Genomic DNA, 16327 nt, shown 5'->3' with positions numbered 1-16327 from the left:
TGACAGCCTGCTCCGGCTCTCTCAGCTTGTCGTGAAGATGAGTTCGAAGGTGGCCACTTGAAAAAAAAACTGACGACATCCAACAAACGGGCCATACCTTGTTATGCACATCACACTCCTGTATATTTTTTGAATGTCAACCCAATAAAAGCAAAAAAATAAAACTGCGCGACGTCCTCCTGCGCCCTCCTGATGGCCCTGGCCTGAACTTTACCCTCTTGCTTGACGCGATTAAGCTGTTCTTGCGCATCCAGACGTTTCCGATCTGAATCTTCATCAGCAAAGCGAGACTTCAATATCAGTTTTTGCTCAGCCAAAGTGAGCGGCTGTGTTTGCTCGTTTACGAGCCAGAGTGCGTGCCACTCATTTCCCAATCTCCCCCATATTCTATGCAGATTGTTAGGGTAAACTTTTATATAGATTTTTTCGCCCACGATCTTTTTGAATGGGCCAAATTCGTACACCAAATCCCTAGTGACAACACCATTACGCGCAACAGTAACTTCATGCCCCTGTAGAATGTCGATTACAAACCGCTCTGGATTTGAAACCATTGGAGGCAAAACAACGACGCCGTCGTGCAAGCCATACTTGCGCTCAAAACGTTGATTGGGCGACAAACCATCACGGCCTTTTCGGTTATTAAACTTGCACATCCATGCAATGATAATGGCAGTCAGTGCCTCAAGGGTGTAGACAGCCTTCTTATCAGACGCATAACCCGGCCCCTTCTTGGTCGCCGAGGCAGTACCACCATCTAATGTTTGAGAAAGACGCCTGTTCAACACTCCAAGAGCGCGCTCAATCCCACCCCCTGACGGGGGACGTAAGCGTGGGATGTGCACAATTTCCTCCACCTCACAGGCGAGGCGGAAGCTCTCGGCCATTAGGTCTGACCCATGATCGACGACATATTGACCAGGTTTGCCATAGAGAGGCCAATGCGGGTGGGACATTCCGTGCTTCGCCAACAAGTCAGTCTTCGGGCGCAAGGCCATGTAGATCGCCGCCGATATACATGCGCGCTTGGGAGCGCCGTAGAGAAGCGCGAAGCCCATCAGCCCCTCAGTGTCTCGATCACGGACAAGTGTTAAATGAGCCATTCCTAAACCCATACCCGTTTCCGAATCCATTCCATGGCAATCTAGCGGCGTGTGATCGATGTCATTGATCCTCCCCGGATAGAACTCTCCCACGGTAGGTGTCTGGTAATGGCCGAATTTTGCCTGGGCCGCTTCAGGCCCATCGGTAGCCTTAAGGCGGTCACGCGCGCTCAATTCATGCCAACGCCGCCAAACCGTTGTGCGTGATGGCGGACGCTTGTTTCGGTCTTTGCACTGCAGTTCAATTTCGTCTATCGCCTCTGCGTCGTTCGCCCCATATCCTTTGCGATGAGTCTTGAAAACGTCGAAGATGATCTCATCTCCTTCAGGATCTATTCGTTTTTCACCTGGGCGGCGACCATCACGCCCAGCTAATTGCGCCCGCCAATGGGGGTTGGCTTTGTAGATTCGCTTGATTTTATAAAAAACTGTCTCACCGACGCCTAGCTCCTCTAACGCCTGGCTTTTGGGGAGCGGATCGACTTTTGCGCAATGCTTCGCGATGATTTCTGTACGCCTTTTCGCCTCGACTTCAGCTGCGCTGCTCGCCTCTGTTACTGGTATTGGTTCATCTTCGCTCAGCGCCCCAAAACCATGTTCACGATGGGAGGCCAATGCCTCGGTAGCGGCCTGCTGAAAAAACTATCACCTTTTATGACATTTGACATGGAGACGGTGCGAACCACTTCGGTGCCTATTTTTGATTTAACTCTACAGGTATTACTGTTGAGGTCGTAAGAAATAACTTCGTAGATCGTCGGCGTTTGCACCGCCGATTCAATTTCCGCCTCGGCACCTGCCCTATGGATTAACGAAAGTGTGGCGCTTTCATCCCCACCGTCGTCTCCAGACTTTATGGCCTTAGTGGCTATACTCCTGGATTTCGCATCGAGTGCTTCACTGACCTCGTCTACCGTAACAAGATCTGCAATACGGATCTGATTGCTCACGGCTCCATACCCTTAATGTCAAACAAGAGTTTGCGCGGACTACTGAGACCCGTTTGCTCTGCGCCGGCTTGCGTGACAAACGCTTGGATGCTTTGAATGCGCCGCAACACCAACGACTTCGTGGGCGCTGTCACACCTGCCGTAGCACAGTAGATTTGAATCAACCTGTACAGGTCGACTTTAGAACCCAGCACTTCAACGTGGCCGTCCGGAGAAATTACCAGGTTTGAAGTCACCATTTGGGTGATCACACCCTCTCTGATTAAATCTTGCTTATGCGCGTGGAGCTCGTATGCAGAAGCGCCTTGGCTCAAATCGCTCTTTCTTGACGGTTTTGCCGCTCGGACAGCAACAGATGAGTTGGGTTGAGCGCGGAATTTGGTTGCTTTGGGGGCCGCAGAGAGTGGAGGGATTGAAGTCGGAGCAGTAGGTTCATGAGGGTGTGTTTGATTGAAGCCCGAAATGTAGTCATACGCTGCGGCTATCAGGTCTTGCTGACCCTCTAGACGGTCGATGGTGCCTGCAGGAGTATCAACGACCAATAAGGCCTGCAAGCGCAGGATCGCGTCCTGCGCAGGAATGACGGTGATGTCGCTTTCCTTCGCTGTCCTGACCCCGCCGTTGCTCCATTTACGCAACCTGACGCGGCTATCCTTCGACACCTCGCCGATGACTAGGCAAAGCTCAGTATCATTTCCATGACTGACGAACGCTCCGACATAGACCATCGGCATCTTCCTCAATGAGGATCAAATGCGTTAGGTTTAGCACGGTTTTAAGCCATCGCAAGATGGAAAAATCACAGGTTTTTAAGCTATTGATTATCAAGCAATCGACTTAATTTTTGTTTCACGAACCTCTGTGAATTTTGTGTATGAAAAAATCGGTGGTTAGTGAAATAAGCGGGGCAGTTATAACGGGATCATGGGGTTGGGAGGGGGGCGTGGGTTACTGGAAACAGACAGCTCCCTCGGATTCGGCGCCGCGTCTTTTTACTTAGACGACTCCTCGGCGCCAGCAACCCTGATCAAGTATGTTTTAGCAGTTGCAGCAAACCTTCCACATCAGCTAACGCTGGAGCATGGGCTCCGGCATGGCGGCAAGATATGGATGCGCAAGCCGCTGAAAATTGCAGGCGCTCTCTCAAGTCCGCGATCCCCAGCAGCTCCGCCGCCAGCCAACCAGCCATACAAGCGTCTCCTGCTCCAACCGTGTCCTCCACCTTCACGGCAATCGCCGGCTGTTCGAGCTGGCTGTCCGGGGTATGGAGAATCATCCCGTGTTCCCCTCGAGTAAAAAGGATCTGCGCCTGAGGATTAAGAGCGCGAAGCTCATCTATTGCCTGGTGTTCTGTCAGCCCTGGATAAATTTGCCGAAGGTCTTCGTCGGAAAGCTTAACCATGTCAGCAAGAGTGGTCATCTTAGGGAAGGTCTGCTCCCGATAATGACTATCCATTAAATTGCGCCAGTTCGGATCATAGCTAATCCGTTTACCGACTTCTTTGGCCTGCTGAGCAATTTTAACCAGCCTGTCTGCAAGTGGCTGTCGAGCCAAACTGATGCAACTGAAATGACACAGCTCTGCCTGGTTGATCCATCCTTCTGGCATCAGATCCGGATCAAAAAACAGATCGCCATCTCCAGCAAAAAAGTACCTTGGAGGACGGCTCGATGGAATGATGGCGACCAAAGGATCTCGGTCTACCCGTTGGATAAACCTCATATCCAATGCTGCCGCTTCCGACTGCGAAACGATCTCGTCACCCAGTGAATCCATGCTCACCGACCCAGCAAAAGCGCTGCTGACACCCAAGCGACTTAGCGCTCGTGCAACGTTCCAGGGAGCACCACCCGGGTAGCCCATCCACTGTCCAGGAGTGCCTTGGACAAGATCGATCAGGGCTTCACCAAACACTACTGCGCGAGGCAATACCATCGTCATTTCCTCATTTTTTTGTCGTAGGGAACTGCTGGCTGATCAGATTCGACCGGTAATCACTTACTCAGTGCGCTTTGATGAAAGGCAGGGTTTGTTGAGGTTAGTGAAGTTCTCATAGCCAACCTCAAAGCAGATATTGGCCGCGCGCGTTCAAACATTAAAACCAGGTTTCCATTTGTATACCGTACTGCCATACACCTCTGGCTTCGAAGTCCGTCATGCCAAAGGAGTCTGTGGTACTGAACCTGTCCAGATCCGAAGACCAGTTCATGAAGCTTGCGAACACTCGCAATTCAGGACGCGTAAGAAGATCTCCAACCTCAGGTTTGAATGTCGGGGCGACAGTGAATTTCCAAAAGTTACCGTCGACCGCACTACGTTGTAGATAGTCCTTCGGGTCCAGGTTCATGGTTTGCCAGCTTATTTCGTAGGCCATCTCGAAATTTCTGTTGATTTTATTGGCCAAGCGCACATTCAGGGTCAGCCAGCGGTAGTCGTCACCCTCGACGTATCTATCCTTGCTCTGTTCGGCCAGCACGCTGGGGCCGATACGCCAGTCGGGCGCAATGGATGTCTCACCGTAAAGTGCCAGACGCAGAGCGCGGGCATCGTCTATGAGTTCGCCATCTGAGCCGATGTTCTTGACCTCTGCCCCCAGACCTTGCCCATAGAGCAGCGCCGTTTTGAAGAAGCCTTCCCTGCCGAAAAAGTTTTTCTGGTGGTTGGCCAGCATGCTGTGCAAGCCGGAGTCCGCAGGCTTCAGGCCCGCTTCATTGGTGCGAGTGCCAAAGTCGTTTTTCTTTGAGCCAATGCCATTGAACATCCACTGCCACTGACCATCATCGAAGAACTGGTTGGAGGTGAGGATGTAGCTTTCCACATCGGCATTGAGACCGTCCTCGCTGAAATCCCCGTAGTTACGCCCGATCAACGAGTAATTCGAGCGCCAGTTCTTGTTCATCTGTACGTCGTAGATACCACCCCCGGTGCCGGCCAGAAAGACGACGTCCGAGTCCAACCAATGGATATCGAAGTTGTCCCTGTCGAATCGCTTGCCTGCCCACAGGGTGGCGTTCTCGAACATCGAATTGCCCTTGAATGCGGCGAGATTATCGAGTTCCGCAAATACCTGGCGTACGTTCAGGTTACTTTCAGCGGCCGTCCAGTCATTGGAGCTTTCCACGCCATCGGCAATGGAAACCGTGAATTTGGAATGGGTGCCGTTCTGCGCATAGGCTTCTTTCGACAGGTCTATACGCATGTAAGTATCGTCTTCATTACCCAGTCGCCCGACTGCGCCACCGACTGAACCGGCAGGCGTTGTATAAGGACCGCCCCGCCCGCCCCCCAGCCCATCGTTGATCAGCAATCCGGAGCGGGCGTAACCCTTGAAGCTGAACCCGTCGGTGAGGTGCCCGGTACTGCCCTCCTTCTCCATGCTTTGCTGACGGGCTTCGAGTTTTGCCAACCGCGTATCCAAACTGGGCGTCACAGTGGTTGTCGCAGTGGATGCAGCAGGCTGCAAGGCGGCAGTGGACTGTTTGAGCTGCTGCAGTTCCCTGGCGAGCGCCTGGGTTTGTTGTTCGGCGGCGGCTGCACGTTTTTCCGCAGCGGCGGCACGGGCTTCAAACGCGGCCATGCGCTCTTCCAGAGTCGCGGCCTGAGCGTTGGCCGCCGAGGTGCCGAGTACGCCTGCGAGTACCCAGCTTGATGCTTTCTGCATGGGGGGATTTCCTGTTTTGTTTTTATTTTTTGTCCTGCGACCGGCCTCTTTTTTCGTGAAATGTTGATTGTCAAAATCCACGAAAAAAAGGATGCCTCATCGCAAATACGCTGCTACATTTGGCGATGTTAACGTTAACTTTTCTAAAAACAAAAATAAAGAGGGCTTTATGAAACAGCTCAAATCACTCTTTCCAGCAGCACTGCTTGCCCTTTGCGCCGGGCTTCCATCCCTCTCCAGCGCAGGCAATCTGACGATTTCCTGCGGTGCGGTGGGCGCGGAATTACAACTGTGCAAAGAGGCCGTCGAGGCGTGGTCTCAACAGACCGGCAATCACGTCGAGGTGGTGTCCACGCCTAACTCGGCAACCGAGCGGTTGTCGTTCTATCAACAGATCCTCAGTGCGCAGTCCAGCGACATCGACATCATTCAGATCGACATGGTGTGGCCGGGGATGCTGGCCAAGCATCTGCTGGATTTGCGCGAGGTGCTGCCCGCCGATGCAACCCAAGGCTACTTCCAGGCGCAGGTGGACAACGCCACGGTGAACGGACGGCTGGTGACGATGCCGTGGTTCACCGACTCGGGCCTGCTGTATTACCGCAAGGACTTGCTCGAGAAATACAACAAACAAGTCCCCCAGACTTGGGAGGAAATGACCGCAACCGCCAAGGATGTACAACAGGCCGAGCGCAATGCCGGCAACGCCAACGCCTGGGGGTACATCTTTCAAGGGCGTGCCTACGAAGGCCTGACGTGTAACGCGCTGGAATGGATCAGCAGCCAACCGGACGGCGGACTGGTCAATCCACGAGGCGACATCGTGGTCAACAGCCAGGCCTCAAGAGCGGCGTTGACCCTGGCCAAAAGCTGGGTAGGCGACATCTCCCCGCGTGGCGTGCTCAATTACACCGAGGAAGAAGGACGCGGCGTATTCCAGTCGGGCAATGCGCTGTTTATGCGCAACTGGCCTTATGTCTGGGCCTTGGTGCAAAGCCAGGACAGCGCCGTAAAGGACAAGGTCGGGGTCGCTCCCCTGCCCCGCGGCGGCGAGGCCGGCAGCCATGCATCCACCCTCGGAGGCTGGGGCCTGGCGATATCGCGCTACAGCGCCCATCCCAAACTTGCCGCCGAGCTGGTGAGCTACCTGACCAGTGCCCAGCAGCAAAAACATCGTGCCCTGATAGGCGCCTATAACCCGGTTATCGAGTCGCTGTATCGAGATCCCGAGCTGCTCGCGGCTATGCCTTATTACGCTCAGCTGCACAGCATTCTCAACGACGGGGTCATGCGCCCCGCTTCAATCACTGCCGCTCGCTATCCACGGGTCTCCAATGCGTTCTTCGATCGAGTGCACGGCGTGCTGGCAGGCGAGTTGCCCGTCGAACAGGCGCTGGCCGAACTGGAAAGCGAGCTCACACGCATCAAACGCCGGAACTGGTAGGCCACAAGGAAGAAAATTACCATGCCTGTCTCTACTACCCATGCCTCCTGTGACGAGCGCCTGCTCACCAGGGAAACGCCCATACAGAGTCGCCGAGTACGCGCCGCCTGGCTATTTCTGACACCGATGTTGCTGTGTCTGACCCTGGTGGCGGCATGGCCGCTGCTGCGCACATTCTGGTTCAGCCTGACCGATGCCAGTCTGGCGGACAGCAGTGGCGGTTCCTTCGTAGGCTTGAGCAATTACCTGTTCCACGACGGTTCCAACTGGTCGGGCATCCTGGTCGATCCACAATGGTGGAACGCTGTGCGCAACACGTTGTATTTCACTGTGGTTTCGGTGGGACTGGAAGTCATCCTTGGGCTGTTGGTGGCGTTTCTGTTGAACATCCAGTTCACCGGCCGTTCCCTGGTGCGTGCGTTGATTCTGATTCCCTGGGCGATTCCGACCATTGTCTCGGCGAAGATATGGTCATGGATGCTGAACGACCAATTCGGCATCATCAATCACCTGATGCTGAGTCTCGGCCTGATTGACGCTCCTCTGGCCTGGACGGCAGATGCGGATCTGTCGATGTGGGCAGTGATCATCGTCGACGTGTGGAAGACCGTTCCTTTTGTCACGCTGCTGATGCTGGCGGCCTTGCAGATGTTGCCGAGTGATTGCTACGAAGCCGCCAGGGTTGATGGCATTCATCCGCTGAAAGTGTTCTGGCGTGTCACGCTTCCCCTGTTGATGCCTGCATTGTTGGTGGCCGCGATCTTCCGCATCCTCGATTCCCTGCGGGTATTCGACGTCATCTATGTGCTGACCTCAAATTCTTCTAGCACCATCAGCATGTCGGTCTATGCCCGCCAACACCTGGTGGAGTTCCAGGATGTTGGCTACGGCAGCGCGGCCTCGACTCTGCTGTTTCTGGTGGTTGCGGTAATCGCCATGCTTTATCTCTACCTCGGACGCCGTCAAATGGAGGTTCGATCATGAGCCAGCGCCTACTGAAAAAATCGCTGTTGCGCCTCGGATTCTGGTGTCTGATCGGAGTTTTGCTGCTGTATGCGGTCTTCCCTTTCTACTACGCCATCGTGACTTCGCTGAAGCCGTCCAGCGCCTTGTTCGAGGTGAGCTACTGGATCGAAAACCCCGACTTCTCCAATTATGCGGCGGTACTTCACCAAGCCTCATTCCTGCGGGCAATTGGTAATTCGCTGGTGGTTGCGCTGTGCGTGGTGACGCTGGCGCTGTTCCTCAGCCTGACCGCTGCCTATGCCTTGGGCCGGGTGAAATTCCGTGGGCGTGGGACAGTATTGATGATGGTCCTTGGCGTCTCCATGTTTCCCCAGGTCGCGGTGCTGTCGGGGCTGTTCGAAGTGGTTCGCGCCCTGGGCCTGTACAACACGTCCTGGGCGTTGATCCTGAGCTACACGATTTTCACCCTGCCCTTCACCGTCTGGGTGCTGACCACGTTCATGGGGCAATTGCCCCATGAACTGGAAGAAGCGGCAATCATGGATGGTGCTTCGCCCTGGGTCACGCTGACCCGCGTGCTGTTGCCGCTGCTCTGGCCCGCCCTGGCCACCACCGGTTTATTGGCCTTCATCGCAGCGTGGAACGAGTTCCTGTTTGCCCTGACCTTCACCCTCACCGACACCCAACGCACGGTGCCGGTCGCCATCGCCTTGATTTCCGGCGGCAGCCCCCATGAGCTGCCTTGGGGGCTGTTGATGGCCGCATCGGTGCTGGTCACCGTCCCACTGGTGATTCTGGTGCTGATCTTCCAGCGCCGAATCGTTTCCGGTCTCACTGCCGGCGCGTTAAAGGGTTGATGCCCAACAAATACAAGGAACAGCATCGTGATCAAATTGAAACTGGACAACGTGAACAAACAACTGGGTGGCGTGCGGATTCTTCGCGACATCAACCTGGAGATCGCTGCGGGTGAATTCGTGGTGTTCGTCGGCCCGTCGGGCTGCGGAAAGTCGACCCTGCTGCGACTGATCGCCGGACTGGATTCGATCTGCGCCGGCGACCTGCTGATCGACGGGCGACGGGTCAACGACCTGGAGCCGCGCGAACGTGGCGTCGGCATGGTGTTTCAGTCATATGCGCTGTACCCACACATGAGCGTTTACGACAACATCAGCTTTGGTCTCAAACTGGCCAAGACCGAAAAGACCAGCCTGCGCGAGCGCGTGCTGAAAACTGCGCAGATCCTGCAATTGGACAACCTGCTGCAACGCAAGCCAAAGGAACTGTCTGGCGGCCAGCGTCAGCGTGTGGCGATGGGCAGAGCCATGGCGCGGGAACCGGACATCTTGTTGTTCGATGAGCCGCTCTCCAACCTGGATGCTTCCTTGCGGGTGCAGATGCGCAACGAAATCGCCCGGCTGCATGACCGACTGGGCTCGACCATGATCTACGTCACCCACGATCAGGTGGAAGCAATGACCCTGGCCGACAAAATTATCGTGCTCAATGGCGGGCGCGTAGAGCAGGTCGGTTCACCGCGCGAGCTCTATGAACGCCCAGCGAGCCGCTTTGTCGCCGGTTTTCTCGGTTCGCCGAAAATGAATTTTCTACCGGCACGCCTGCATGCCCCGGGCGAAACAAGCCTGGTCGATACTCCCGTTCTGGGTATGACTGCCCTGCCCTTCGACAGCTCGGATCTGGCGGCGGGCACGCTGCTGAGCTTGGGGATTCGCCCGGAGCACGTATCGCTCAAAGCGGCGGAAGAAACCGCCGGCATCGTCGTGATGGGGGTCGAGTACCTGGGTAGCGAAACGTATGTGCACCTCGAAACAGGTCAGGACGAGCTTCTGATTTGTCGTTGCGAGGTCAACGCCGGATGGCAGGCAGGCGATCGGGTCGAACTGCAACTGGACACAGACCACCTGCACCTGTTCGACGCCGACGGCACGGCCTTGAAGCGCCACCCACAAGCCATTGAAAACCTGCCGAATGACATTTCTCTGCGTTCAGTCCGAGCACGCGCCCTATGACCTTGTCTTTGAATACCATGAGCGACCCGATGTCTTCGTCCCTTGACCTTGCGCAGCGTGCACTGAGTGAGGGGATCTCGCGCGTCATCCACGACTATCGCCCGGGCTATCATATTGCGCCGCCGGCAGGCTGGATGAACGACCCTAACGGGGTCGTGTACTTTCGTGGCGAATATCACGTGTTCTATCAGCATTACCCCTTCGACGCGAAATGGGGCCCGATGTATTGGGGCCACGCCAAGAGTGCCGATCTGGTTCATTGGCAGCACCTGCCCATTGCACTGGCACCCGGCGATGACTTCGACCGTGACGGTTGTTTTTCCGGTAGCGCCGTGGTGTGTGGCGATACCCTGGCACTGATCTACACCGGGCACACCTGGCTGGGGGAAGTGGGTGACGAGCGCTTCATCCGTCAAGTCCAGTGTCTGGCAACCAGTAGCGATGGCATCCATTTCGTCAAACATGGCGCCGTCATCGACACCGCGCCGCACAACACCATCATGCACTTTCGCGATCCCAAGGTATGGCAGGAGGATGACTATTGGTACCTGATTGCCGGCGCACGTCTGGGCGATGTGCCGCTGCTGCCGTTGTACCGTTCCACGGATCTGCACGTCTGGGAGTTCCTTGACTATGTGTCCGGCGGCAGCGAGGGTGATGGCTATATGTGGGAATGCCCGGATCTGTTTCGACTGAGTGGGCGCGATGTACTGCTGTACTCGCCCCAAGGCATGCAAGCCGATGGTTACGACCGTCTCAACAAGTACCAGACGGGTTATCGAGTGGGCCGACTCGATAGCGAATGGCACTTCACGGGAGGGCCTTTTATCGAGCTGGATAACGGCCATGATTTCTATGCTGCGCAAACGCTACTGGCCGCTGATGGTCGGCGCCTTGTGTGGGCGTGGCTCGACATGTGGGAAAGCCCGATGCCGAGCCAGGACCATCACTGGTGCGGCATGCTCGGTTTACCGCGCGAACTTGAACTGTGCGCCGATCGCCTTTGCGTGTATCCGGCACGGGAGCTCACCGCCTTACGCAAGACGCCATTGCCGAGTACGCCCTGGTGGGATGAGACGGGGTCCCGGTGGGTGCCGGACGTGAAAGGCGATATGCTCGAAATCCATGTGCATCTGGACTTGCTCGGCTGCACCGACGGCCACCTGGGAATTGCCTTGCGCTGCAGCGACGATGGCCGTGAAGAAACCCTGCTCTACTACGATGCATCACTGCATCGCCTGGTGCTTGACCGTAGCCGCTCGGGTGCGCAAGTCACAGGCCAGCGCAGCGTATCGATAGACCCGACACAAGAGCGACTTGAACTGCGCGTGTTCCTCGATCGCTCCTCCATCGAGGTATTCGACGAAAACGGGCACTTCAGCCTCAGCAGTCGCCTCTATCCGCGGCCCGACAGTCTGGGCGTGAAGCTTCTGGCTAGCGGGAGTGGTGGGCGTGTCTCGATTCCCAAGGCGTGGTCTCTCGGTTCCGGATGGCTGTGAGGCAGCGTCATTCGAGTCGCGAGAAGTCCGGGCAATGTGTCATGATTCGGCGTCAACCTGACCGATTTCGCCTCACATGACTTCAGTGAAAGACGTTGCACAGCTGGCCGGCGTGTCCCTGATGACGGTTTCTCGAGCGCTCAACACTCCGGAAAAACTGAGCGCCGAAACCCTTCTGCGGGTGCGTCGTGCCATTGATGAACTGCAGTTCGTACCGAGCCTGTCGGCGCGCAGGATGCGCGGCGACAACCTCCAGTCGCGAACCATCGGTGTGTTCGCGCTGGACACTGCGACCACACCATTTGCGGTCGAGCTGCTGCTGTCCATTGAGCAGACCGCGCAGCAAGCCGGCTGGAATGTCTTTATCCTCAACCTGTTAAGCAACCCGCCCACTGACCAGAACATCGACCTAATGCTGTCGCACCGTCCGGACGGCTTGATCTTCAGCGCCATGGGGTTTCGCCAGGTGTGCATTCCCGAGCGGTTGAAGAGCAAACCACTGGTACTCGCCAATTGCCTGACCGATGACAGTCGCCTGGTGAGTTATGTGCCAGACGACGAAAAGGGGCAGTATCGAGCCGTACATCACGCGTTAAGCCAAGGCTATCGGCGCCCGCTGTGTATCAATCTGCCAAAACAGAGTCTGGCCTGGGGCTTGCGACAAAAAGGCCTGCAACGTGCCTGTCAGGAATTCGGCCTAGCGCCTGGCGCACTCCTGCAATACGACCTTTCAGATCATGACGCCTACGGTGAAACCGCAGCCATCCTCGACCGACATATCATCGAAGGTCGCCCCCAATTCGACATTCTGATCTGTGGCAATGACCGTATTGCCTTTTGTGCCTATCAGCTGTTGTTGGGCCGTGGCCTGAAGATTCCCGCCGATGTCGCTGTGCTCGGCTATGACAACATGATCGGCATCGCCGAACTGTTCATCCCACCGCTGACCACCGTGCAATTGCCATATTACGAGATCGGTCGCAATGCTGCCCGGCACCTGATCCAGGCCCTCGAGGTATCGGGAGCCCAGCCAGTTGATTGTCCGTTGGTGGTCAGGGCATCACTATAAGAATTAATAAAGCGGACAGACGCTCATGAAGCAATGCGCCGGCCCACTCATGAACGAATGACAACGCCTCGGAGCCCAGCTCGGTGCTCCCTACAGTGATGTCAACGAGGGAAATAAAGTTCAGCTCAAAAAACAAGGCGAAGCTGCGCTAAACCGGTGAACCATTTACATGGCCGACACGTCCACCACAAAAGAACAATGAGTCGACATAAAAATGGCAACGGATCCCGTATTGGCCGTGCTCGGCTACCTCAAAGACCACCATCTGGTACTTACCACTGCCGAATCCTGCACAGCAGGCTGCATGGTCGCTCTGCTAGCGGCATTCCCAGGCACAGGCGAGGTACTGGAAAGCGGCTACGTCGTGTATTCGCCCTCCGCCAAGAAGCGTCTGCTAGGTGTAAGCGCGCAAACCATCGAACGGTACGGGCTGACTAGCGAACCAGTCGCATGGGAGATGGCCCTCGGGGCGTTGAAGGACAGCGATGCCAATGTCGTTATCGCAACTACGGGTGTAGCCGGGCCTGACCCAGCATCCGGGGTTCTACCCGGCACCCTTTGCTTTGCGTGGGCTTTTGCCGGCGAACCGATAGCCGTGTTTACCCGTACCCAGCGTTTTTTTGGTGAGCGAGCGCAAGTCATGCACGACGGCGCCGTCTATGGACTGACGCGCCTGATCCATTATCACGAGCGCTGGCTTCGTGGGGAGCGCGCCTGAAGGGGGCAGGTAATGACAGGCACGGAGGCGACTTTCGACATCGAATACTGCAGGTGAATCCCTCGACTACCCTCCTCCACCTTTTGCGTGAGCACTTGTGCGGCGATGCCCTTAAAGTAGGCAAAAAGGATTTTCAGCAGAATCCCGCGCATCAGTTTCTCTAATCCGTCATGTTCATTATTCATTGCACTGATCATCATTTCAGGCAGACTTCTGCCACTATTTTTTGGAGGTGAGACATGGCGGGTGAAAAATCTATCTCTGCCCTATTACGCGGTATGAGCCCAATCCTCAACGAAGGTGAGTACGTCTTCTGCACCGTCGCTGACTTCGCAGGGCTGAGCCCGGACGACTTGGTGGGTAGCTTCAAGGAGAAAGAAGGCTTGACCTTGATCATCGAGCGAAGCCGGGCAGAAACGCTCGGGCTGAAGTTTGATTTCGTCGCTGCGTGGATCACCCTGACCATCCATTCGGCCCTGGATGCAGTCGGCTTGACTGCGGCGTTCTCGACCGCTCTGGGCCAAGCAGGGATCAGCTGCAATGTGATCGCAGCCTATTTCCACGATCATGTCTTCGTAGGTAAAGATGATGCGCAAAAAGCAATGAAGGTGCTGAACACCCTTTCACAGGCTTCTGAGTGAAGCGGTCGAGACGCTTTACCGCTCAAGGCATGTACGCAGTCCCATCATCGCTGTGCCACATCTGAGTCAGTTGACCACCCGCCACCCAGGGCAAGGTAGGCAGCAATAGCAGCACGCGCCGCTTCAGTTTGCGCAACTGCTCGGGAATCCGATGTCCTGAGAAGCTGCTGATCTGCGTTCAGAACGTCTATCAAACTGGCTACGCCGTTCTGAAATGCTACGAAGGACGAACGTCGTGCTTGCTCCAGGGATACCTCACCGCGTTTGAGCGACTGTGCCTGCGCTTGCCGATTGATCAATGCAGACAAAGCTGTTTCAACATCTTCCGAAGCCTCCAGCACAGACTGCCGATAGATGGCCAGGGCTTCGGCTTCACGTCCTTTGGCCTGGTCTATCTGCGCGTTGATGCGGCCAAAATCAAAGAGTCGCCACCTCAAGCCGAGCAATACGGCTGATTGGTTGGCATCGCCCGTGAAAAATGTTCCGCCAGAGGTAGACGCACTGCCGATCAGCCCGCCTATCGAGAATTTTGGGTAATACTCACTGATCGCACTGCCGATCATGGCATTGGCAGCCATGAGCCTGCGCTCAGCGGCGATCAGGTCGGGCCGACGGCGGAGCAGATCGGAAGGTTTGCCGATTTGCGCAAGCGCAGGCACCTGAGGGATTGACGAGGCGATTGCCATCTGGGCGCGGTGGGTACCTGGCGCACTGCCAAGCATGACATCCAAGGCGTTGAGAGCCGCATCCAGGCCCGCACGCAAAACTGGCACGGTTGCCTCGACTTGAGACAGTTCGCCTTCGGTTTGACGAACCTCGTAGTCAGGCGCCAGACCTTTGCGGTTGAGCAGGTTGACTTTGGCCAGAAGGTCTTGCTGTGTCTGCACCTGGTTCTGAGCAATGGCCAGGCGCGCCTGCAGCCCCCTCACGGTGGTGTAGATATCGGCTGTTTGCGCGGCAACGGCAAGACGCGTCGCGATTGCCCCCGCCTCAGAAGCCTGGTACTCACCGACGGCGGCTTGCCGATCACGCCGCAGCCCACCAAACAAGTCGATTTCCCAGCTTGCTTGCAGATTGAGTTCATAGCTGTTGCCGTAGCGGTCATAGTCAGGCGTTGAGTTCAGCAGCTGGCCCAATGGCGTTTCAACGGATTGCCGTGAGCGTGCAGCTTGACCATTGATACCCGCGGACGGCACAAGCGCCGCGGTCGCTGAGCCCAGTGCTGCGCGAGCCTGAGCTACGCGGGCCTGTGCCTGCGCCAACTGCAGGTTTTGCCCCAGCGCCTCGGTCACAAGCCTGCTCAACAAAGGATCTCCAAATCCTTCCCACCAGACATCGAGGCTGCCGACCGATGTGTCGCTTGCAGTCAACGGCTGTGCATCCGCGACGTAATGATCGGCCAGCGCAACCTCTGGCTGTTTATAATCCGGGCCAACCATGCACCCTGCAGTGAGACTGGCGCTCAACAGCAGAGCAATCGTTCGGTAGGGAAGCATGATGATTCTCATAGACCAAGAGGAGATGTGACCATATTATATTTTGGTCACACTCTGTCAATCAGTTCCAGGATGCTTCAAAAATGAGTAAATCTTCTCCACCCTCGCCGGCGCGCGGGCCAGCCGACCACGACGTGAGGGATCAGATCATCCAGGCTGCCATGGAGCACTTCGCCCATTATGGGTACGACAAAACCACTGTCTCAGACTTAGCCAAATCGATCGGCTTTTCAAAGGCCTACATCTACAAGTTCTTCGAATCCAAACAAGCGATCGGAGAGGTGATTTGCTCCAGTCGGCTTGCGCTCATCATGCAGCGCATTGCGACGGCCACCAGCGACGCCCCGACTGCATCGGAAAAGTTGAGACGTCTATTCCGAGCGATCGCTGAGGGCGGGGCTGACCTTTTCTTCCACGACCGGAAGCTCTATGACATAGCGGCAGTGGCATCGCGCGACCAATGGTCGTCGGTCAAGTCTCATGAGGCCAATATCAGTAAGGTCATTCTGGAGATCCTGACACAAGGCCGCGACGCAGGAGAATTTGAACGCAAGACCCCCCTGGACGAACTGACGCTGGCGATTTTTCTGATCATGAGGCCATACGTAAATGCCGCGCTCCTTCAGCACAACCTGGACACGCTTCAGGATGCGGTCGTCCAACTGCCGGCTTTGATACTCAGAAGTCTCGCCCCTTAGCAGAGTGTGACCATTGACATTATTGGTCACTGGTAGAAAAATGGGATTCCT

General features: G+C 56.0%; 16 protein-coding genes. 9 read left to right on the top strand and 7 right to left on the bottom strand.

The window, feature by feature from the left end:
* Positions 1-110 precede the first annotated feature (110 nt).
* From ACI7M0_RS12490 to ACI7M0_RS12470, 5 genes are all read right to left on the bottom strand, one after another.
* Positions 111-1718 carry an integrase gene (locus ACI7M0_RS12490; protein WP_129931792.1) on the bottom strand — a complete coding sequence of 536 codons (1608 nt, stop codon included), beginning with the start codon at positions 1716-1718 and terminating at the stop codon, positions 111-113.
* On the bottom strand, positions 1682-2053 hold the full coding sequence (locus ACI7M0_RS12485) for a hypothetical protein (RefSeq protein WP_129931793.1): 372 nt from the start codon (positions 2051-2053) through the stop codon (positions 1682-1684). The genes ACI7M0_RS12490 and ACI7M0_RS12485 overlap by 37 nt, the downstream gene beginning before the upstream one ends.
* The gene (locus tag ACI7M0_RS12480; protein ID WP_129931794.1) at positions 2050-2781 is read right to left on the bottom strand and encodes a hypothetical protein; all 732 of its coding nucleotides are present in this window, start codon (positions 2779-2781) and stop codon (positions 2050-2052) included. Before ACI7M0_RS12480 ends, ACI7M0_RS12485 begins: the two co-directional genes overlap by 4 nt.
* Before the next feature lie 299 nt (positions 2782-3080).
* Positions 3081-3989 (bottom strand): carbohydrate kinase, encoded by a 909-nt coding sequence (locus ACI7M0_RS12475; RefSeq protein ID WP_129931795.1) that lies wholly within the window; start codon positions 3987-3989, stop codon positions 3081-3083.
* A 160-nt stretch (positions 3990-4149) separates the two neighbouring features.
* Positions 4150-5715 (bottom strand): carbohydrate porin, encoded by a 1566-nt coding sequence (locus ACI7M0_RS12470; protein ID WP_129931814.1) that lies wholly within the window; start codon positions 5713-5715, stop codon positions 4150-4152.
* A 169-nt stretch (positions 5716-5884) separates the two neighbouring features.
* Between ACI7M0_RS12470 and ACI7M0_RS12465 the strand changes: the two genes are divergently transcribed.
* The 7 genes from ACI7M0_RS12465 (at position 5885) to ACI7M0_RS12435 (ending at position 13441) form a co-directional block, all read left to right on the top strand.
* Positions 5885-7159, top strand: coding sequence for an ABC transporter substrate-binding protein (locus tag ACI7M0_RS12465; RefSeq protein ID WP_129931796.1), 1275 nt, complete (start codon positions 5885-5887; stop codon positions 7157-7159).
* Positions 7160-7180: 21 nt separating this feature from the next.
* On the top strand, positions 7181-8143 hold the full coding sequence (locus ACI7M0_RS12460; RefSeq protein ID WP_129931797.1) for a carbohydrate ABC transporter permease: 963 nt from the start codon (positions 7181-7183) through the stop codon (positions 8141-8143).
* Complete coding sequence (locus ACI7M0_RS12455) at positions 8140-8982, top strand: carbohydrate ABC transporter permease (RefSeq protein ID WP_129931798.1); 843 nt, start codon at positions 8140-8142, stop codon at positions 8980-8982. The genes ACI7M0_RS12460 and ACI7M0_RS12455 overlap by 4 nt, the downstream gene beginning before the upstream one ends.
* A 27-nt stretch (positions 8983-9009) precedes the next feature.
* Positions 9010-10155 (top strand): ABC transporter ATP-binding protein, encoded by a 1146-nt coding sequence (locus ACI7M0_RS12450; RefSeq protein ID WP_129931799.1) that lies wholly within the window; start codon positions 9010-9012, stop codon positions 10153-10155.
* Entirely contained in the window at positions 10152-11654 is a 1503-nt protein-coding gene (locus ACI7M0_RS12445; RefSeq protein WP_129931800.1) for a sucrose-6-phosphate hydrolase, read from the top strand. Before ACI7M0_RS12450 ends, ACI7M0_RS12445 begins: the two co-directional genes overlap by 4 nt.
* A 76-nt stretch (positions 11655-11730) precedes the next feature.
* Positions 11731-12723: a LacI family DNA-binding transcriptional regulator gene (locus tag ACI7M0_RS12440; protein WP_041166969.1), complete on the top strand. Its 993-nt coding sequence runs from the start codon at positions 11731-11733 to the stop codon at positions 12721-12723.
* Positions 12724-12937: 214 nt separating this feature from the next.
* Positions 12938-13441 carry a CinA family protein gene (locus tag ACI7M0_RS12435; protein ID WP_020191090.1) on the top strand — a complete coding sequence of 168 codons (504 nt, stop codon included), beginning with the start codon at positions 12938-12940 and terminating at the stop codon, positions 13439-13441.
* Here ACI7M0_RS12435 and ACI7M0_RS12430 read toward each other — a convergent pair.
* A complete protein-coding gene (locus ACI7M0_RS12430) occupies positions 13408-13641 on the bottom strand; it encodes a hypothetical protein (RefSeq protein ID WP_129931801.1) in 234 nt (77 codons plus the stop codon). The two genes, ACI7M0_RS12435 and ACI7M0_RS12430, sit on opposite strands and share 34 nt — an antisense overlap.
* 39 nt (positions 13642-13680) lie before the next feature.
* On the opposite strand from ACI7M0_RS12430, the gene ACI7M0_RS12425 reads away from it, so the two are divergent.
* Positions 13681-14082, top strand: coding sequence for an ACT domain-containing protein (locus tag ACI7M0_RS12425; protein WP_014590918.1), 402 nt, complete (start codon positions 13681-13683; stop codon positions 14080-14082).
* 44 nt (positions 14083-14126) lie between these two features.
* On the opposite strand, the gene ACI7M0_RS12420 is transcribed toward ACI7M0_RS12425, so the two are convergent.
* Entirely contained in the window at positions 14127-15578 is a 1452-nt protein-coding gene (locus ACI7M0_RS12420; protein WP_129931802.1) for an efflux transporter outer membrane subunit, read from the bottom strand.
* A gap of 83 nt (positions 15579-15661) precedes the next feature.
* On the opposite strand from ACI7M0_RS12420, the gene ACI7M0_RS12415 reads away from it, so the two are divergent.
* A complete protein-coding gene (locus tag ACI7M0_RS12415) occupies positions 15662-16276 on the top strand; it encodes a TetR/AcrR family transcriptional regulator (protein WP_010954179.1) in 615 nt (204 codons plus the stop codon).
* Positions 16277-16327 lie beyond the last annotated feature (51 nt).

The organism is Pseudomonas sp. 10(2024), assembly GCF_045164175.1.
Classification (GTDB): domain Bacteria; phylum Pseudomonadota; class Gammaproteobacteria; order Pseudomonadales; family Pseudomonadaceae; genus Aquipseudomonas; species Aquipseudomonas alloputida.
Note: the sequence above shows the minus strand (reverse complement) of the source record. Positions and strands in the feature narration are given on the sequence as shown.